The sequence below is a fragment of the Affinundibacterium macrobrachii genome, from assembly GCF_014652415.1.
GTDB classification, from domain to species: Bacteria; Pseudomonadota; Gammaproteobacteria; order Burkholderiales; family Burkholderiaceae_D; genus Undibacterium; species Undibacterium macrobrachii.
In genome coordinates this window covers 1,037,829-1,058,025 of sequence record NZ_BMYT01000001.1, presented here as the reverse complement: position 1 = coordinate 1,058,025, position 20,197 = coordinate 1,037,829, and the positions used below count along the sequence as shown (strand labels likewise).

General features: G+C 43.5%; 14 protein-coding genes. 8 read left to right on the top strand and 6 right to left on the bottom strand.

Annotated features, from left to right (window positions below; genetic code table 11):
• The first annotated feature begins 54 nt into the window (after positions 1 to 54).
• The 3 genes from IE103_RS04710 to IE103_RS04700 all read left to right on the top strand — a co-directional run bounded on the left by IE103_RS04710 (position 55) and on the right by IE103_RS04700 (position 2,385).
• Positions 55 to 486: an ExbD/TolR family protein gene (locus IE103_RS04710; protein ID WP_189344798.1), complete on the top strand. Its 432-nt coding sequence runs from the start codon at positions 55 to 57 to the stop codon at positions 484 to 486.
• Positions 487 to 498: 12 nt separating this feature from the next.
• Entirely contained in the window at positions 499 to 930 is a 432-nt protein-coding gene (locus tag IE103_RS04705) for an ExbD/TolR family protein (RefSeq protein ID WP_189344797.1), read from the top strand.
• A gap of 207 nt (positions 931 to 1,137) precedes the next feature.
• Entirely contained in the window at positions 1,138 to 2,385 is a 1,248-nt protein-coding gene (locus tag IE103_RS04700; protein WP_189344796.1) for a hypothetical protein, read from the top strand.
• Positions 2,386 to 2,500: 115 nt separating this feature from the next.
• Here IE103_RS04700 and IE103_RS04695 read toward each other — a convergent pair whose 3' ends face one another.
• Positions 2,501 to 4,081 (bottom strand): transglycosylase SLT domain-containing protein, encoded by a 1,581-nt coding sequence (locus tag IE103_RS04695; protein ID WP_189344795.1) that lies wholly within the window; start codon positions 4,079 to 4,081, stop codon positions 2,501 to 2,503.
• 364 nt (positions 4,082 to 4,445) lie between these two features.
• On the opposite strand from IE103_RS04695, the gene IE103_RS04690 reads away from it, so the two are divergent.
• The gene (locus tag IE103_RS04690) at positions 4,446 to 6,086 is read left to right on the top strand and encodes an amidohydrolase (protein WP_229827073.1); all 1,641 of its coding nucleotides are present in this window, start codon (positions 4,446 to 4,448) and stop codon (positions 6,084 to 6,086) included.
• A gap of 159 nt (positions 6,087 to 6,245) precedes the next feature.
• Here IE103_RS04690 and IE103_RS04685 read toward each other — a convergent pair whose 3' ends face one another.
• Entirely contained in the window at positions 6,246 to 8,066 is a 1,821-nt protein-coding gene (locus tag IE103_RS04685; protein ID WP_229827072.1) for an ABC transporter transmembrane domain-containing protein, read from the bottom strand.
• Between the two features lie 244 nt (positions 8,067 to 8,310).
• On the opposite strand from IE103_RS04685, the gene IE103_RS04680 reads away from it, so the two are divergent.
• Positions 8,311 to 9,630, top strand: coding sequence for a DUF2799 domain-containing protein (locus IE103_RS04680; RefSeq protein ID WP_189344793.1), 1,320 nt, complete (start codon positions 8,311 to 8,313; stop codon positions 9,628 to 9,630).
• 96 nt (positions 9,631 to 9,726) lie between these two features.
• On the opposite strand, the gene IE103_RS04675 is transcribed toward IE103_RS04680, so the two are convergent.
• Positions 9,727 to 12,438 carry a S9 family peptidase gene (locus IE103_RS04675; RefSeq protein ID WP_189344792.1) on the bottom strand — a complete coding sequence of 904 codons (2,712 nt, stop codon included), beginning with the start codon at positions 12,436 to 12,438 and terminating at the stop codon, positions 9,727 to 9,729.
• A 361-nt stretch (positions 12,439 to 12,799) separates the two neighbouring features.
• Between IE103_RS04675 and IE103_RS04670 the strand changes: the two genes are divergently transcribed.
• From IE103_RS04670 to IE103_RS04660, 3 genes are all read left to right on the top strand, one after another.
• Positions 12,800 to 13,747 carry a DUF808 domain-containing protein gene (locus IE103_RS04670; RefSeq protein ID WP_189344791.1) on the top strand — a complete coding sequence of 316 codons (948 nt, stop codon included), beginning with the start codon at positions 12,800 to 12,802 and terminating at the stop codon, positions 13,745 to 13,747.
• Between the two features lie 196 nt (positions 13,748 to 13,943).
• Positions 13,944 to 14,906 (top strand): ABC transporter ATP-binding protein, encoded by a 963-nt coding sequence (locus IE103_RS04665; RefSeq protein WP_229827071.1) that lies wholly within the window; start codon positions 13,944 to 13,946, stop codon positions 14,904 to 14,906.
• Entirely contained in the window at positions 14,903 to 16,075 is a 1,173-nt protein-coding gene (locus IE103_RS04660; RefSeq protein ID WP_189344790.1) for an ABC transporter permease, read from the top strand. Before IE103_RS04665 ends, IE103_RS04660 begins: the two co-directional genes overlap by 4 nt.
• 103 nt (positions 16,076 to 16,178) lie before the next feature.
• On the opposite strand, the gene IE103_RS04655 is transcribed toward IE103_RS04660, so the two are convergent.
• The 3 genes from IE103_RS04655 to xseA form a co-directional block, all read right to left on the bottom strand.
• Complete coding sequence (locus IE103_RS04655) at positions 16,179 to 17,102, bottom strand: M28 family peptidase (RefSeq protein WP_189344789.1); 924 nt, start codon at positions 17,100 to 17,102, stop codon at positions 16,179 to 16,181.
• 122 nt (positions 17,103 to 17,224) lie between these two features.
• Positions 17,225 to 17,803 carry a superoxide dismutase [Fe] gene (gene sodB, locus IE103_RS04650; RefSeq protein WP_189344788.1) on the bottom strand — a complete coding sequence of 193 codons (579 nt, stop codon included), beginning with the start codon at positions 17,801 to 17,803 and terminating at the stop codon, positions 17,225 to 17,227.
• Positions 17,804 to 17,934: 131 nt separating this feature from the next.
• Entirely contained in the window at positions 17,935 to 19,326 is a 1,392-nt protein-coding gene (gene xseA / locus IE103_RS04645; RefSeq protein ID WP_189344787.1) for an exodeoxyribonuclease VII large subunit, read from the bottom strand.
• Between the last annotated feature and the right edge of the window lie 871 nt (positions 19,327 to 20,197).

The window sequence follows — 20,197 nt, the reverse complement described above, 5'->3', positions numbered from 1 at the left end:
CAATTCTGAATTTATTCGAAGTCAGCGAACTGAATTCACTAAAGAGAAAATATTATGGGAATGCAAATCGGCGGTGGCGGCGGTGAAGACCAAGTCAACAGCACCATTAATACCACACCACTCGTGGATATTATGCTGGTATTGTTGATTATCTTTATCATTACCTCACCAGTAGTTTTAGACTTGACAAAAGTTCAATTGCCGGCTGAAAAGAACGAAGATTATCATCCTGATGCAAAAAACGTCATTATTACAGTGAGTAAAGATGGTGACATTTACTGGGGTGGTGTTCGTACTCCAGTAGCCTCTGATGAAGCTCTGTTTGAATTGATGTCAAAAGAATCTGTGAAAGTTCCGCAGCCTGAAGTACATATTCGTGGCGATCAAAATGCGCGCTACGAGTCAATCGGTAAAACGATTTTGACAGTGCAACGTGCGGGTATTTCAAAAGTTGGTTTCGTTCTCGAACCACCACCAAAAGGCTAACAGGAGAATCACATGGGCATGAATATTAGCTCTGGTTCTGGTGGTGATCCAGAACCGATGATGGAAATGAATATGACACCAATGATTGACGTTATGTTGGTGTTGATCATTATGTTTATTACGACGCTTCCAATTGCAAATCACGCGGTGAATTTGAATATGCCAAATAACACGCCAACTGCACCCCCCCCGGTACCTCCGGTGGTAATGAAGATTGACGTGGATTTCGATGGAACAATGACTTGGAATGGTGAAGTTGTGAATCGTACGCAATTAGAAGCAAAATTGTCTGAAGCTGCTGCGATGAATCCTCAACCAGAAGTTCATTTGCAACCAAATCGTTTAGTATCATACAAGTCCGTCGCGGCAGTGATGGCGGCAGCTCAAACTCGTGGCATCACGAAATTGGGTATGATTGGTAACGAGCAGTTCTTGAAAAATTAACTGTTGTATTGAATTGGTTTTTTCAGTTCACACGATTGTTACATGAAAGAGGGCAGGGATTTCCCTGCCTTTTTTTGTATTCTGAGTTATGCTTATTCTGAGTTTTGATCATTCAGAGTTGAATAAGCCTTCATTGTGATTCACTTGTCGTATGAAGCGTTTAACTAGGTTTGAAATTTATTAATTTTATTGATTGAGAGATCAAATATGAAGCACCTACGCTTATCACAACTAGCTATTTTGATCGCCGCTATAGGCTGTGCGACTGTTCCTGAATTAACTGGTATTGCTGGCAATACTGCTTATGCTCAAGAAGCGATGCGCGCAGAAGTCGGTAAAATTGTTCAGCAAGCGAATGAATTGTACAAAGCAAGAAAATATCGCGATGCTTTAGGTAAGTTGCAAGAAGCTGATCGCGTCGGAAATAAAACTGTCAACGAGAATTTTACGATTGAGCGTATGCGCTTATCAGTTGCTTCTGCAGCAGGTGATAATGATGCCGTAATTCGGTCAGCAGAGGTCATTGTGGCTGCGAATAAGTTGCCAGCAAAAGAACAACTGCAATTGATTCAAGTCTTAGCGAACGCTTATTTCAAAGCGAATAGCTTTGCCAAAGCAGCTAAGATGTATGAGCGCTATTTTAGCGAAGGTGGTACAGATAGCTCCGCGCGCCAATATTTGATTCAATCCAAATCCATGAGTGGTGATAATGCAGGTGCATTGAAAGATACGCGTGCTGAGATTCAAGCTGCTGAAAAAGCGGGTCGTGTTCCAAGCCAATCGACTTTAGAAGCATACGCGTACGCCGTGCAAAAATCTGACAAAGCTGCATACTTGGCCACTTTAGAAAAATTGGTTATGCACTACGGCAAAAAAGAGTACTGGGTTAATTTGCTCAATAGTGTAGAACGTAAGCCAGAGTTCTCTTCACGTTTGTCGATGGATTTGTATCGTTTGAAATTGGCTGTTGGTCAGATTTCCAAAACAAGTGATTACATGGAAATGGCACAAATGGCGATTCAAGACGGCAATGCTGGTGAAGCGCAAAAAATTATTGATCAGGGCTACAAAGCAGGTGCTTTGGGCACTGGCGCAGAAGCAGCGCGTCATGGACGTTTGAAAGATTTGGCAGCAAAGCGTGTAGCGGAAGCTAAAGCAGGTTTAGCTGCTGCAGAATCAGCAGCCGAGAAGAGTGCTGATGGCACTGCTTTGGTGAACTTAGGTTTCTCTTTGGCGACAGCAGGAGAGTACGATAAAGGTATTAGCTTGATGGAACAGGGTATTAAAAAAGGCAACTTGAAGTATGTTGACGATGCGGAGTTACATTTGGGTGTTGCTCAATTGCTAGCAGGCAAAAAGTCCGCAGGTGTCAAGACTTTAAAAAATGTTAAGGGCAAAGATGGTACTGCTGAGTTGGCACGTTTCTGGGTTATTTATGCGAGCCAATCAAAATAATTGATTTTGCTTGATGTGAAAAAGGCAGCTTTTGAGCTGCCTTTTTTATTTCAAGTAGAGCTTCACTGATATCAATTCACGGCAATTTATGCCAATGAAGCTAGAAGCGACATAATTAGCTTTGCTTCTTTGCTTTTTTGCTTGCAGCAAGAACGGTCTTGTTAGAGCTTGTTGTCACACCAGATTTTTTTACTTTGGATCGCTTGTTCTGAACCTTGATTTTGTTATTAGCTAGTTTTGTGTCTGACTTTGCGTTGAGTTTATTGGCGCGTTGTTTAGAACTTTGTTTGGAACTCTGATTAGCTAAATGTAATACAAGTTTTTGTCCAGGTTTGATTTGATCTCGATTGAGGTCGTTCCACGTCTTAATATCAGTGATGCTTAGTTTGTGTCGTTTCGCAATACTTGCTAAGCTATCTTTTTTCCCTACTTTGATCACTAGCTTGCGTGTATTGGGAACTACGCGTTCGATCCGAAGTTGTGCATCTTCTGCAATCTCTTGTGGAATATCGGTTTCAGGTGATTTCGCAGTTTTTGGAACTAGAATCGTCGAGCCTGCTTTCACAACCATTTTTGCAGGAATTGCGTTGACCTCTCTTACTACATCGGGTTTGTAGCCGAAACGGTTTGCCAGTGATTCTACGCGTTCAGATTTGTTCACGCTAAGCGTGGTCCAAGAAGAGTACGCGCCTTTCCAAGACATAAAATTGTTTTCATACACACTGGCATTTTCAATAGGAAGAAGAATGCTGGTGTTGCCGCCGCCTGTGATAACCGGTCGATTAAATTGCGGGTTTAAGGCTTTGAATTCACTTAAGGGTAGTTCGGCTAATTTTGCAGCTAAGTGAACATCGATGTCTTTTTCGTTTTTTACGCTAGTAAAATACGGTTCATTATCTAGTCTAGGCAGAACGATATTGAATTGTTCTGGATGTCCGATAATGTTTTTTACAGCCTGCAGTTTGGGTACATAGTTTTTTGTCTCATTCGGCATTAAAGCCGATAGGCTATCGAAATCGATCGGTAGGCCCATTGCCTGTTGGCGTTTGATTGCTCGTTGTACTGAACCCTCCCCCCAGTTGTAAGCTGCTAAGGCTAGCTGCCAATCGCCAAACATATTGTATAGACGTTGTAGATAGTCGAGTGCAGCTTCGGTCGAATCTAACACGCCGCGACGGTCATCTTTAAAAATGTTCTGGCGCAAATTAAAGTCACGTCCGGTTGCTGGCATAAATTGCCACATGCCAGAAGCCTTGGCGGTCGAGATCGCATTCGGATTGAATGCAGATTCAATAAACGGGAGTAGCGCTAAATCAGTGGGCATGCCACGCTTATCTAAAGCATCAACCACATGATATAAATAGCGCGAGCCACGTTGGATAATTCGTAGCAAATAATCGATGCGTGAGCTGTACCAATTAGTTTGGTAGGTAACTAAGTGATTGTCTAAATTAGGAATCGCATAACCATGCCGAATCCTGTTCCATAAATCTGATTCGGTAAAATTCAGGATTTCATTGCCATTCGATTTTTCTTCATCGATACTGTTGTCTGCATCAATTGGCGACTCAACTTTTTGTTCTGTTAATTTTTTTGAGAGTTTGAGTAAGCCATCTGTGCTCGCTGCAGATGATGTTGGAAATTGGCACAGTAATGCAAAGCTGGAGCAGTAGAGACAGTAAATAAATCGTTTCATGGAGACGAGAATCGATACAATCGACTGTGAGATGAGTAACAGCGAAGTGTACGCAAGGCGGGAATTGGAGGTCAAGCAAAATAGCTGAAAAATGCTGAGAAATCGATGAAAGTTCTTGATATCCCTATAGATTAGATGGCAGACGATTAAGTAGTTTCTGGTGGGTAAATATTGATTGCTGGCACAACTTATTTTATCGATGTTGAACTTGTCGCCGTTTTATTGCTCTGTGTATTGTTCAGTGTGTTGCCTAGTGTATTGCCTAGTGTATTGCTATACAAGCGCGGACAATCCTGTATCAAAAACGATGAATAACATTTGAAAGACAAAAATGAACAGAATAAATAATTTAAAAATGAATTTCATGACTATGCTAGTGCTTGGTGCTTGTAGTTGGAACGCTTGCGCTGATACTTTATTCGTAAAAGCAAATGGCTATACATTCAACCATAAGCAGCAATTGCAAAAGTTTGACGCGATGTTGGTGGATGATGCAGGTAAGGTGGTGGCCACTGGTACGCAGTCGAGTTTGCAAAAGAAAATGCCTTCGGCGAAGCTAGTTGATCTGGCTGGCAAGACTGTTTTACCTGGTTTGATTGATGCGCATGGACATGTATTTAATTTAGGTGTCGCTGAAAGCCAATTGAGTCTACGTGCCACAAATAATTTAACTGAAGCATTAAGCGCGATTGCTCAATATGCGAAACGCGCAACGCAGCAACAATGGATTTTAGGCGGTGAGTGGAATCAAGCTATTTGGAAACTTGATCGTTTCCCAACCGCCAAAGAACTTGATTCAGTTGTGGTGGATAGGCCAGTGTGGTTGCGTCGAGTTGATGGTCACGCCGGTTGGGCAAACTCAAAGGCGCTTGCGTTAGCTGGTATTACCAAAGCGACGCCTGATCCAGCTGGCGGAAAAATTGAGCGGGATGCGAATGGAGATGCTTCTGGAATTTTAGTTGATTCCGCAATGGATATTCTTGAAAAAGTGATTCCTCCGCAAAATGATACCGAGTTAAGAATTGCCTTGGATGCCGCTTTAAAGCAATTGCGTAGCGTTGGGTTAACGACGGTGCATGATGCTGGCGTTGATGCGCAGTCGGATAAGCTATTTCGCGAGTACGCTGCACAAGGAAAACTTACGACCCGTGTGTACGGCATGATTGGTGGCGTCGATCAATTTTTTGATACTGTTTCTGCTGCTGGTCCAGTTAGAAGTTTGGCAGACGATCGTTATGCATTGCGTGCAGTGAAGTTATATTCGGATGGCGCATTAGGTAGTCGTGGTGCCGCTTTGTTGGCGCCATACAGCGATGCGCCACATACCAAAGGACTTTTATTTGTGCAGGATCAGCAAATGCAAGCCATGGTGCGTAAGGCAGCTGAGAAAGGTTATCAAGTGAATGTGCACGCGATCGGCGATGCAGGTAACCGCCAAGTGATTGAGGCCTTGGCTACACTTCCTAAACAGTATGGAGCAGAGACTTTGCGACATCGCATTGAGCATGCTCAAGTGTTAGAGCTTAGCGATATCCCTCGTGTGGCAAAAGCAAAATTGATCCCATCGATGCAACCTACACATGCCACATCAGATATGAACATGGCTGAAGACCGCGTAGGTAAAGATAGAATCAAAGGTGCGTATGCATGGCGCACTTTCTTGAAACAAGGTTCGAAAATTCCTTGTGGCTCTGATTTTCCTATCGAAAGCCCGAATCCATTTTGGGGAATTTATGCTGCGGTGACACGCCAAGATCATCAGCAAATGCCGGTCAATGGTTGGTACCCAGAGCAAGCGATGACGGTACAAGAGGCTTTCCGTTGCTTTACGCTTGATGCGGCTTATGCTGGACATCAAGAAAAAACACTCGGTAGTTTGGAAAAAGGGAAGTGGGCTGATTTTATTGTGATCGACCAAGATATTTTTACGATTCCAAGTAAAGATATTTATAAGACCATCGTGCTACAAACTTGGCAGGCAGGTAAGCAAGTCTATGCAAAATAAGTACGGCTGAATTCTTGATTGAAAACGCACTGTAGAAATTTTTTTGCAGTGCGTTTTTTTTCGGTGGGTGAATAGATCAATAGTCGCACATTGATTGATCACCCATGGCGCGCTCGTGGCTTCTTCTAGCTTAGAGTTATGTGCTCAGAAAAGTTGGGTTCAATTTAAGTGAAATTGTAGCGAAGCAAGGTGTGCATAGACGCCACCATGTGCGATCAACTCCGAATGATTTCCAGTTTCGACGATTTGACCATGCTCTAACACGATGATCTTATCGGCACGTTTTACGGTCGCTAAGCGATGTGCAATGATTAAGGTGGTTCGCCCTAGCATCGCGGTTTCTAAGGCTTGTTGAACTAGGCGTTCGGATTCTGCATCGAGCGCGCTGGTCGCTTCATCCAATAGCATGAGTCGAGGATTTTTTAAGATGGCGCGAGCGATTGCAATGCGCTGTTTTTGACCGCCAGATAAACGGACTCCACGCTCACCTAAAAAAGAATGATAGCCCTCTGGCAGGCGTTCAATAAATTCGTGGGCGGCAGCCATTTTGGCCGCTTGCATTACTTCTTCGTCACTGGCATTGACGCGACCATAGCGTATATTCTCCAAGGCATTTGCTGAGAAAATCACGGTATCTTGCGGCACGATACCAATCGCATCGCGTAATTGATGTAAATCTAAGTCCTGAATATTGACGCCATCGATGCAGATGCGTCCTTGTTGTGGATCGTAGAAACGTAATAGAAGTTGAAACAGCGTGGTTTTGCCTGCGCCTGATGCACCAACCAGAGCGATAGTTTCCCCCGCTTTGATGGATAAATGAATGTCAGCCAGTGCTGCAGATTCAGGTCGAGATGGATAATGAAAAGTGACTTGTTCAAAATCGACCGCAGCACCATGATGGTTTTGTGAGTGTGTTGTACTTGGCAATCCAATTGGTAGTGATGGATTGGTAATCGGTGATTGCACCGACATTAATTCAAGTAGTCGCTCTGTTGCGCCTGCTGCGCGTTGTGCTTCTCCCATCACTTCGGATAAGGCACCAATGGCGCCCGCAACTATGGATGCATACAAAATAAATTGACCTAATTTGCCGCCGCTCATTTCACCTTGCATGACCGAATGCGCACCTAGCCAAAGAACGAATACGATCGCGCCAAAGATCAATAAGATGGCGATCATTGTGAGTAAGGAGCGAGCCCGAATGCGTCGCATTGCTGTGGCAAACGCGTGTTCAACTGAATCCGCAAAACGTTTCGCCTCAATGTGCTCATGTGTATAGGCTTGCACCGTTGGCATCGCATTTAGAATTTCACCAGCCACGGCAGAGGCATCAGCTATACGGTCTTGTGAGTCTCGCGATAGTTGTCGAACCCGCCGCCCAAATAAGATGATAGGTGCAATCACTAAGATCAACATCACGATGATGATCGATGACAGCATTGGGCTGGTGATGAATAGCATCACCAAACCACCCACAAACAGTAAAAGATTACGCAGCGCTAAGCTGATACTTGTTCCTACTACCGCTTGAATCAAGGTGGTGTCGGTTGTTAAACGAGATAAGACCTCGCCAGTTTGCGTAGTCTCAAAAAACTCTGGACTTTGTGTGACGACATGGGCATAAACAGCATTGCGAATATCGGCGGTGACCCGTTCGCCTATCCACGACACCATATAAAACCGGGCTGCTGTAGCAATCCCTAATATTACGGCAACACCGAATAGCGCCAAAAAAGTCAGGTTGACATGTTCAATGCCTTGCGTTCCACCATCGCCTATTTTGCTAAAGCCCAAGTCGATCATTTGACGGAAGGCATAAGGAATTGTGAGTGTCGCCCCTGCAGCAATTACTAGCGCGATTGCTGCCAATATGAATTGTTGGCGATAAGGGCGAAGAAAAGGAAGTAGACCACGTAGTGTGGCGATACTGCTTTTTTTGCTTGAATCTGAACTTGTACTAGGTAAGGGAGTTGACATGATCATTGCTTTCGAAGATATCAGCATATTGTGGCAGCTTTTCAAATAATGCGTGAAACGATCGTTTTACAATTCTTAACATTGTTGTCAACATAGATGCAGTTGCGGCGTTATTGGTTTTACTTTCATTACATTTCTACACATCATGTCGTTCATTTCCCAAATTCCACACCTGAATTCGCACCTGAAAAATATTTTCATTATCGTCTTGCTTGGTCTTAGTTTAAGTGCTTGTCAATCGACCATGCGACAAATCAAGGATTGTAAGCAAGGGGACTGGAACTTGATTGGCAATAAAGACGGCTTGAAAGGATTGCCTGCAAATTTCGAAGAACGTCGTTCGTTTTGTGCTGGCGTTGATGGCGACAAAATTAAGGCGGAGTCAGCCAGTTTTTATCAATCAGGCTGGGTGAGTGGTAACACACAATTTTGGCAAAAATTGGGGGAAGCGGATGGACGCTTTCCTAGACCCGCGACGTATTATCAAACGCAAATTCAATCTGAGCCTGTGACAGAAAATAAAACCCCACTGAACCCAGATGCTTATCATAGTGGTTGGCGCCAAGGTAATGCCGATTATTGGAGCGCTCTTGGTGATCAAGACGGGGTTGCGGGATTACCAGCATCAATCGAAGCGCAACGACTAGCAAATGCGGGTGATATTCCATTTAGCTCCACGGCATTTCAGAGCGGATGGGCACGTGGCAATCAAGCTTATTGGACGCGCTTAGGCTATGAAGATGCACGTCAAGGCGTGAGCGATAAGATGCTGCAACAGCATGTAAAAGCGGCAGAAGAGCGGCAAGTATTGATCCGCCGCGATGCATACCAACTTGCTTGGGATACTGAAATTGTTGAGTATTGGAAGCGCACCGCATGGGAAGATGCAACTAATGCTTGGGATCGATATATGCGTCGTGTTGATGCAAAAAGGCGGGATGTTAGATTTGTCGAGGACGCATACCAAGCGATGTGGGAAAGTCGTTTGCAAGCGTATTGGCGTGACGCTGGCAAGGATGACGGTTTCGGCAAACCACAAAGAATTGACGAGCGCATTGCCAACGCTCGTAAAGACAAAGTGTTTGTGATTGAACAGAGCAGGGATCTTTATCTGCAGGCATGGAACGCTGAAAATATGCGTTATTGTAGTCCTGAGAATGCGTTTTCTTTTGGTCGCCAATCACAGTATTTCGAAGTAAGTGTTTGTCATATGACACTACAGGCCAGAGTTAAGCACGCTTATGGGAATGGACAAAAATATGAAATCACTTGGCGTGAAAAAGAGCGCGTAGAGCGCGATATTCGTTACGCACTTGATCGACGTAATGATGCAGATTATCGAATTCGTCAGCTTGATAAAGATTCTCGCAAAGACCAAGACATCATTAAGAATAGTAAAGATCAAAATGCGGTGAAAGAAGCAAGCAATCGTGAGAAGCGGAGAGACCAAGAACGTCACGATATTCGACGTTCGATTCGAGATCTCAATCGTAGTTTAGATGACTTAGAATCTTGGCGTTTCCGCCATGAGGAACGTTTGGATCAATTACAACGTAGCATTTGATCCGAGTATTCAAGAAAAAAAGGGACGCAAATTTTGCGTCCCTTTTCTTGTGATGAAAGCATTGAATGCTGATTCAACGCATGTCGATCTGAGTCATTATTTGGCTTTACCTAAATGTTGTAGGAAAAAGCTTTCATACTTCTTATGCCATGCTTTCGGTTTGACGGCGCCGCCCATACCGTGTTCACCATCTGGATCGAGGAACAAATCAACTAGACTCTCTTTACCATTTTCCAGTAGCGCACGATAAACATTGACTGTGTCTTGATACAAGACATTCGGATCTAGCATGCCATGTACCAGCATCAATGGTTTTTTCAAGCCGACAGTGAGTGGCAATAAAGAGTAGCGACGCAAGTTGGGTTTGCTACGATCAACTTTACCGATGGTGCGACCACTGTACCAACTATTGTAGTTTTCCCACTCAGTTGGACCCGCGCCTGCGATGCCAGCAGCGAAAACATCTGGGCTCGTGTACATCGTGTATTGAGTTTGAAAACCACCAAAACTCCAGCCGTTTAAGCCTATACGTTTGCCATCTACGCCCAATTTCTTTTGCATGTATTTCGCCAAATCTTCGAGATCTTCGGTTTGCGGTTTACCAACTTGTTCCCAATTCGCACCACTAAATCGACGACCATAGTTGGAGTGCCCACGTGGATCAACCGCGACCGTAACATAACCATGTTTGGCTGCCATATACATGCCAAATAAATAGGCCGTCGGTTGGAAGCTATCGGTTTCAATGATGTGACGATCACCGAGTGGTCCGCCATAGGTGTAGACGATTGCTGGACGGTTGTCGCTACTACTCCAATTTTGCGGTTTGAATACGTAGGCTTCTATTTTGTCACCGTGACGATTGGTAAAGTTAAAGCGTTCCGGTTGCAGCAGATGTACGGCGTTCCACTGCGGATCATGACTGTCGGTTAAGGTTTTAATGCTTGCCTTGTTGCTCGTCAGATCAAACAACTTTAACTCTGGACGTTTAGACCATTGACCAGCGACGCTGGCTAGACGTTGCGCATTTTCTGCCACAGTTGTGGTACGGTGAAAATCACCTTGCTCGCCAAGTGCCGTCATTTCACCCGTCGCTAAATTGACTCTGAACACATTCATTGCTGCGAAATCGTCGCGGTTCGCCAGCACAAACATTTCTTTGCTATCCGCAGTAAAACTTAAGATTCGATGTGCTTCAAAATTACCTTTTAAAATGGGTGTGGCGCTACCGTTATTGGTGTCAATGACAAAAGGTTGACGGAAGCCGAGCTCATCCAATACGGCGATCAACTGCTTACCATCTGGCGTAAATTGCGGAGAAACGACATCAACTACTTCATGACCGACGTTGCCACGGCGTTCGAATACGACTTTCGGTTTTGTATTGTCTGCGGTGCTGCCGTGATAGATACGTAATAATTCTTTTTCTCTTTCCCAAGTTGAAAAGGTGTATTGACTGCCGTCTTTTGAAAATGCGACACGGCTCATTTCAAACCAAACATCACCACCATCGTTTGTGAATACGGGGCTGGGTTGACGCATCGACTCATCGCTGACCTTACGAATGTAGAGTGCGCTCGCTGGTACGTTGCGCTTGTCGTCGGATACTTCGCGATTCACTTTTTTTGCAGTTGCGAATCGATCGTTGTAATTCATAATTTCAACTTGACGGCTAGGTGGTGTTCTACCTGGTTCCCCGATCGAAGCATTAGCTATGATCGCCATCCACTGTTTGTCTTCGCTTAAAATTGTGCTGTTGAGACTGTATTTTTTTTCAGCGTCATCGGCGTGAATTAATTCAGGATTGAGCTGACGCAGTTTGCCCTGATTGAAGTGCGCTTCATAGATGCGTCGTTCGTCCATGTACAGGTAACCATTGTCATCTGCGGTATAGGCAACGATGCGTTCTACTTTATCTGTCTTGGTGAGGCGCTCTATTTGGCCAGACTGTGCTTGCAAACGGAATAGGTCGCCGCGATATTGAAAAATGAGTTCCTGCGCTTTGTTGGCCCAGATTAAGTTTTCTACACCTGGATATAGATCAGTATTTTTGAGTTTTTCTTTCGCTAGCTTTTTCTTTAATTCATCGCGCAATTCCCACAGTTCTTTATCGACTTCGGTTTTTTTTGCTTCGTCGAGTTTGACTGTCTTATTTTCCTGCTTATTGTCTTGCTTAACTTCGTTCGACTCTTTTTTATCTGAATTTGCATCGCTAGCTTTGTTGGCTTTCATTGCGGCAACTGCGAGTTTTTCTTTCGCTGCTTCGGCGTCTTTTTCTGCTTTCTTAGCTGCGTCACGTGCCTTTTTGTCTGCTAACTCACGTTTTATTTCTTCGATGGCAGCGCGCTCCCATTGCAATAAATCGACTTTCTCGCCGCGCAAATAAGCGGCTTGAGCTTCGGCTTTTGCTTGCCGCTCATTTATTTCTTTTTCTTTTTGCAGCAATTTTTTCTCAAAGCGATCCCAATCTTCAGGCGCATCATAATTTTTCATGACGGAAGGAGAGGTGATTCGTGTTGTTTTGCCAGTGCTCGCATCGTGCAAATACAAATCAGAACCTTCTTCACCATAGGGATTCCAGACGTAAGCTAGGAATCGTGCGTCATCACTGAATTTCAATTGATTCGCTGTTTTTCCCATGTAAGACTTGCTGCGATACAGTTGTTCTAAACTAAGTTCAGACGCTTTGACTTTGGTGATTTTTGTTTCCGCAATTTTGGTATCCGCGTGGGCAATCATCGGCGTGCTTAGACTTATCAAGCTGCTATAAATGAGACTTAGGCTGAGCGCGATCACTTTTTTCTTCATAGAATCCTCTCTTGGGTGTGAAACTTTTGTTGTGTTGTTTTGATATTGATTAGTTGATGCATTTTGCCACAGACAAAATGCATCAACTCTAGAACGAATAGACTTTATTCGTGGGACTAAGTTCCAATCAATATCTCTATAGATGTGGAACAGAATGCTCAATCCTGAATAGTTGATTGGCATGTGGTGGAAATGGTCAAGAATTTTTTGTGGTTATTCTAAATGCATTTCACCAAACAGAATTGCTAGAACATTATTGCTGCGTACAGTAGAATTTTGAATTCATTTTGCGAACGACCTTGATGTTTGAATTATCAACGGTCAAACGTGGTTTTTACTATCTTAATTACAGAAAGCGTTTATGCCAGGTGCTAGCCTTTTAACCTTACTCGACGATATCGCGACCGTTCTAGATGACGTCGCATTGATGACCAAAGTTGCAGCGAAGAAAACCGCAGGCGTACTCGGTGATGACCTTGCGCTCAATGCAGAGCAGGTCAGTGGCGTACGCGCAGATCGCGAGTTACCGGTGGTGTGGGCGGTGGCAAAGGGATCATTGATGAATAAGGTGATTCTGGTTCCACTCGCTTTGCTGTTAAGCGCATTAGCCCCTTGGTCAATCACCCCCTTGCTAATGATTGGCGGTGCCTACTTATGTTTTGAAGGTGTCGAAAAATTAGCACACAAATTTTTACACAATGAGGCGGAGGACGAAGCCCATCATCGTGAGTTGATTGATGCAATCAGCCACGAAGAAGTTGATATGGTGAAGTTCGAAAAAGATAAGATCAAAGGCGCGATTCGCACTGATTTTGTTCTTAGCGGTGAAATCATCATCATCACTCTGGGTACCGTTGCGGCTTCTTTGTTTGCTACTCGCGTGGCTGTTTTGGTTGGCGTTAGTTTAATTATGACTGTCGGTGTATATGGCTTTGTTGCTTTGATTGTCAAATTGGATGATATGGGATTCTACCTGCAACGCAATCAAGATCCATCTTGGTTGCGCCGCGTTCAACGTCAACTTGGTAATGGTTTGGTCGCTTTCGCGCCACGCTTGATGAAGGCCTTAACCGTGATTGGTACAGCAGCGATGTTTTTGGTTGGTGGCGGTATTCTGTCACATGGTGTGCATGCTGTGAGTGAGTTCTCTATGCAAGTTGCACAAAGTGCTGGCACGATTGCTTGGGTTGGCGCTGTATTGCAAGCCATTGTACCGAGTTTGATTGATGCCGTGTTTGGTATGATTGCTGGTGCATTTGTGTTGTTGGGTGTCACAGGTTTTCAACGCGTATTTAAAAAGAAAACCTAATACGCTTAGAACCAACCTAGAAGGCGGAAGGTGTTGGCACCTACCGCCTTTTTTATTGCGGAATAATCGTATTTCATTAAATGTTTCTCGTCGTTTGTCGCATGTGCGTTTGTATTGGTAGTTAAATCAAATACAGTACGTTTATTGTGAATTTTCGAATGAAGGCGCCTAACTTGACGTTTTAACAGGAGATAAAATGATAGGTATCGAGCTGAATCAGGTAGAGAAAACTTATAGCACAGTCAAAGCCGTGCATTCTTTGAGCTTTAAAGTAGAGCCTGGACAAATATTTGCTTTACTCGGTCCAAATGGCGCAGGTAAATCTTCCTTAATCCGGATGCTGGTTGGTCTAACGATGGCTGACGTGGGCGAGATTCGAATTTTTTCGAATGGCCAACAAATCCCAAAAATCCCAGAAACCAGTTTCGGTTACCTACCAGAAGATCGTGGCTTATATCCCGATAAAACGGTAACAGAAAATTTAAGCTACATCGGCAAATTGCGCGGATTAAGTAAAGAACAGATTCAAGAACAATTGGCGACCTGGTTACCGCGTTTCGACTTGATGGATAAGGTGAAAGATAATCTGAGTAAATTATCCAAGGGTAATCAGCAAAAGGTACAGTTGATTAGTTGCTTGATCCATCGTCCACAATTACTGATTTTGGATGAACCATTTTCTGGTTTAGATCCGATTAATCAAGAGCATGTTCTAAGTATCCTAAATGAACTCAAGCAAAGCGGAACGACGATTTTGTTAAGTGCACATCAAATGGCTTTGGTAGAGCGCCTAGCTGACGCGATGCTATTGCTGAATAAAGGTCAGCAAGTTGCCTTGGGTAGCTTGAGTGAAGTAATTGCACAGTTAAGTCCAGAAAAATTTTATCAACTGAGTTTTGCATCGGCAGTCGCCAGCGATGCGATTGCGGTATGCCCAGCTGTGAAGAAAGTCGAAGTCAAATCAGCGACACAATTCGTGGTGCAATTGCATGAAGGCGCGAGTGTGAACCAGTTACTACAGCAGGTGATGGCGCTTGGTGAGTTAGATGATTTTGGTCGTATTCAACCTAGTTTGCATGATCTGTATTTAACCGCAGTGCAAAATCATAATGGACAACAAGTGGCATCAGCGACGACGAGTGAGGAAACTACAATATGAATACTTGGAATATTGCGGTGTTTGAATTCAAACGCTATTTCAAATGGAAGCAAGAAATTATTTCTATCGCCTTATTGTTAGTCGGCATGGGCTTTTCTTTTGTGTGGCCGCATGTCAAAGGTCTACTGGATAAAGATTATCAAGTAGCGGTGATCGGTGTCAGTCCTTTGCCGAAACTCGAAGGGTTTCAATTCAGTGAAGTTAGTCCGACTACGCGTGACGAAGTGTTAAAGAATGTTGGAGAAACTTGGCATGCGGTGATTGAGATTGAAGATGCGCAAGTCAAATTAACCTTAAAAGAAAAAGCAAGTTGGCAAGCGAAGTTGAAATCGAATTTACAGAGCTGGCAGCAAGAGCGACAAATCGCACAATTGCCGTTAAGTACAGAACAGCGACAACAAATTACTCAGTTACCAGAAATAAAAACAGTGATGTTGAAACCAGAAAAGGATGATAAAGATGAGAAAGGACGTGCGATTTTAAGTAGTGCCGTGTTATTTCTTTTGATGATGGGAATTTTTTCTGGCTTTGGTTATTTATTCACAGGAATCACTAGTGAGAAACAAAATCGTGTCACTGAACAATTACTGACTCTGATCACGCCATCGCAGTGGATACAAGGAAAAATTCTTGGTATCTCTTTGTTTTGTCTAAAGACGATGCTCACTTATGGTTTGATTTTTTTCGCCTTTATTCAAGGTGCTGCCGTGATAGCAGGTAAGCCAGATATCAGCCTTCCTGTAAGCGTGTTTCAGTTGTTCAGTACGCTCTTGTTTGTGGTTTTGGGCTTGTTATTGGTGAACAGTTTCATGGCTGCATTTGCTGCGACGATTGATGATCCAAATCACTCAAGTCGCAGCATTATGATGTTCTTGCCTGCCTTGCCAGTTGGCTTGGCCTACAGTGGGATTGACAATGCGGAGGGAATGATGATGCAAGTGTTGAGTGTCTTCCCTTTAACTTCATTTGCGGCGATGCCTTTGCGTATGGCACATACGGATGTTCCAATGTGGCAGTGGGGTTTATCAGTTGGTTTGTTGCTTGCTTGTTTGTGGTGGTTTAAGTCAGCGGCGACGCGCGTGTTTACTTTGGGTATTCGCATGTACGGAAAAGAACCGAGTTGGAAGCAATTATTGGAGACTTTCTTGTTTCCGGTGAAGCACCATTAATATGACACATTAAAAAATTATTGCTTTATTGCTGGATAAAAAAATGGCTGCAGATTGAACTGCAGCCATTTTTTTTTGAATTGTTTGTGGCAAATTTTATTAATTAAGCTTTGTCTTTACGTAGAAATTCTTGATCAATTCGTTTCACTGCATTTTGTAAAAAAGCGATGCATGCATGAAAAAATTGTGGATTGATTTTCTCGAAAGTGTCGGTTGGTTTGTGGTAATCCGCATGATCTTCAACACCGAAGTAGAGATGCGGAATACCTGCTTTAAAAAACGCGTAATGATCAGATTGTGAGGTCCAGTCATTGCTGCCTTGTTCAGGGCGATCATGATCAAACAGTACCTTGATGTCGCTGCTGGTATTCAGATTTTCTAATAATGGTTTGAAACTTGGATTGTGGTAAGTGCCACTAATAAATAATTCTTTCTTATCACCACGCGCGATCATGTCGAAATTGAGATTGGCCGCAATGTTTTGGCGCGGAATTGGCCCTTGTTTGACGAAGGCATGCGCTCCCAATAAGCCGCGTTCTTCACCATCAAAAAATGCATAGACAATATGATGTCGGGTTGCGCTGTCTTTCAAGCTTTCAGCAACGGCTAGTACGCCCGCCACGCCTGAGGCATTATCGTCTGCACCAAAGTAGATCTTGTTATTGTTGACGCCAATATGGTCATAGTGGGCGGATACCACCAGATATTTGGCAGCAGGATTTTCTTTCGTGTACTGACACGCCAAAATATTGCGTCCTTGTGCCGCTTGCTTTAAACCGCTCACTTTGAATTCGTGTACATAAGTTTCGCCGCAAGGTATTAAACCTAGCTCTGAGATGCGTTTAAGTATGTATTCGCGCGCCAAGGCATTGCCAGCGCTACCGATTTCGCGCCCTTGCATCCTCTCACTTGCGAGATACTGCACATCTTGCATGACTTGAGATTGCTTTGATTGTGCCATGCTGGCATTGCTAGCGAGTAGGGCAAGCAGACTTAGAGCAACGCGAACAGATGTAAATGTATGCATAACTAGAATGAATGTATAAAAATAACTTAGTCAGATAAAGTGTATTTAAGTTCCTGACCCATAGAAAAAGCCTGCGAGTTTGTTCAACTCGCAGGCTTGATTCAATCTACAATCTAAAACAATTAGGCGAAATTTGCTGCCGCAAAATCCCAGTTTGCTAATGCCCAGAATGCTTCCAAATATTTTGGACGTGCATTGCGGTAATCGATGTAGTAAGCATGTTCCCACAAATCGCAAGTAATCAAAGGCTTGTCTGTGGTTGTTAATGGCGTTGCTGCATTGGATGTGTTGACGATATCCAAAGTGCCGTCGGCTTTCTTGACCAACCAAGTCCAGCTAGAACCAAAGTTACCAACGCAAGATTTTGTGAACGCTTCTTTAAACGCATCAAATGAACCCCATTTCGCGTTGATTGCATCCGCTAATGCGCCACTTGGAGTGCCGCCACCATTTGGTTTTAAGCCATTCCAATAGAAAGTATGGTTCCAAATTTGTGCTGCGTTATTGAATACGCCGCCAGAAGACTTTTTTACGATTTCTTCTAATGTGGAATTTTCAAACTCAGTACCTTTGATCAGATTGTTCAAATTGGTCACATAAGTTTGATGGTGCTTACCATAATGGTATTCCAGAGTTTCTTGAGAAATGTGTGGAGCCAAAGCGTCGATGGCATATGGTAAAGCTGGCAAAGTATGTTCCATGGCAGTTCCTTTTTGATTAGTCGAAATGATGCAAAAAAATAATGTAAAAAATTAGTGCAAGGTCCGCTTTTTATTCTAGAAGCAGCAAGCTCCAAAAGCAGCATTGTAAGCTTTTGTCTGATTGCTTGCAGCTACTCCTTTGATTTCGGTTTTTTTGTTGCGGGTTTCTTTTTTGTATTGATAGCAGCAATTTGAAGTTCGCTGCTATCCGCTGCGGTGCGTAGACTTAGGAAATCGCCAGCTTGAATTTGCTGCGCATTACGAATGACTTGACCATCGGCTTGCTGCAAAATGACATAACCACGTTCCAAGGTGCGCTGCGGATTGAGCATTTCTAGTTTGTCTTGTAGGCTGCTTAATTGAGCCTGCTGCCTTTGCAGTCGATGACGCATCGTGGTGCGCATTTGCATTTGTTGGTAGCTAAGCCTGTTCTGAAATGCTTGTGTATTCGGCCGTTGCTGCGCCAACCTTTTTTCCAAGTGTAATAATCGATTTTGTGCCGTTTGAATGGGCTTGAACACGGCAAACCGCAAGCTTTGCGCACAATGCTGAATTTGTTGACGTTTTGATGCCAATGTTGCACTTGGGCTTTGTAAGCGTTGACTCAACCAGTCTAGATTTTGCGCATGATAATCAAGTTGACGACGCATTTGTCGCTGCATGTCGGATTGCCATTGCGCCAAGATCGCTAGCCAATCGGCACGTGGTCGTGCTGCCATTTCCGCCGCCGCAGTTGGCGTTGGGGCACGTAAATCGGCGACAAAATCAGCAATGGTAAAGTCGGTTTCATGACCGACGCCACAAATGACAGGCAGTGTGCAATGAGCGATTGTGCGTGCCAAAATCTCTTCGTTGAAGGCCCATAAATCTTCAATGCTACCTCCGCCCCGACATACGATTAAAAGCTCACATCGATTCTCGGCTTCAGCTAGCGCAATCATTTGAGCAATCTTTGCAGCTGCACCTTCACCTTGCACCGGACAGGGATAAATAACGACTTCAATATGAGGTACTCGTCTTTGCAGGGCGGTCAACACATCGCGTAATGCAGCAGCATTGGGGCTGGTAACGATACCGATCCGTCGTACAAAATTGGGGATTGTCTTTTTTTGTTCTTGGTCGAATAAACCTTCGGCAGCCAACTTCGCTTTGAGTTGTAAAAATGCCTCGTACAAATTGCCAACGCCAGCACGCCTGATGGCTTCAACGTTAATTTGATAGTCACCGCGCGGCGCGTATAGACCAGCCAAGGCTCTGACTTCTACTTTATCGCCTTCACGTGGCATGAAATTGGCATATTGTGCTCTGCCACGAAACATCACCGCCCGTACTTGCGCAGCACTGTCCTTCAATGTGAAATACCAATGGCCTGAAGCAGCGCGGGTAAAGTTAGAAATTTCGCCGGAAACCCACGTCAATGCGAAGTTTCGCTCCAATAGTTGCGCAACTGCTTGGTTTAAGGCCGAAACTGTAATAACAGACTCGGATTTTTGCGGGTTTTGCGATGAAAATGTTGATGCCATAAGCCTTATGCTGAGAAAGCTGTCCACAGATTTGAAAAAGAAGGCGCAAGCATGTCATGTGCGATCTTTACTGTCAAAAAAATTTTAGATGATGCTTGTAAGTCTTTGAATTTAAAATGATTAATTACTTTAACTTTAAGCTTCAAATGTTTTATTTCTAGAATTCATCAAGAACTTTTGATTCGCATAAGAAAATTTTTTGTGCTTATGCACAAAGTTATCCACAGGAAAATTCTTGTCTTTTACAAAGAATTCTATGTGGCAACAGAATGTCTCACTGCCTTTTTTTGCGGCAGGGTAATAAAGTTCCATAAAATCAGTGACTTAGTATCATGTGCCCGGCTTGTTCACAAAGATATCCACATTTTGTGTGTAGAACTTCTGCTTTATCCACTGAAAATGGGCTAAATATTCAAAATAAATAGCTAAAAATATCATTAAATTGCGGATAGTTTCTTTTGAATACTGTTTGCTCAAAATTTTTGCAGAGATATTTAAATTATATAAATCAACGATTTAGCTTGATGTGAAGTGCTTGTTCACAAAGTTTTCCACAGTTTGTGTGTAGAACTTCGATGCTTGTTAAGAACAATTATTTGTTCAACTATTTAGCAGCGAATTGTTGATTTGTCGCTGCTGCTCAATTTAGAAGCGCCTAATTAAATTCTTTTTAAATCAATAGCTTAGTATTTAGCCCAAAGGATATCCACAATCTTGCGCACAGTTTCTGTGAATAAGCTTGAACTTAATTATTTGATTAGTGATTAAATTATGGGATGTGCAGAAGTTGAATGTAACAAAAAATAATCCTGTGCACGTACTTGCCCAGCGTCGAACAACACGATACATTGCGGGCTAAGTATTTATTCGT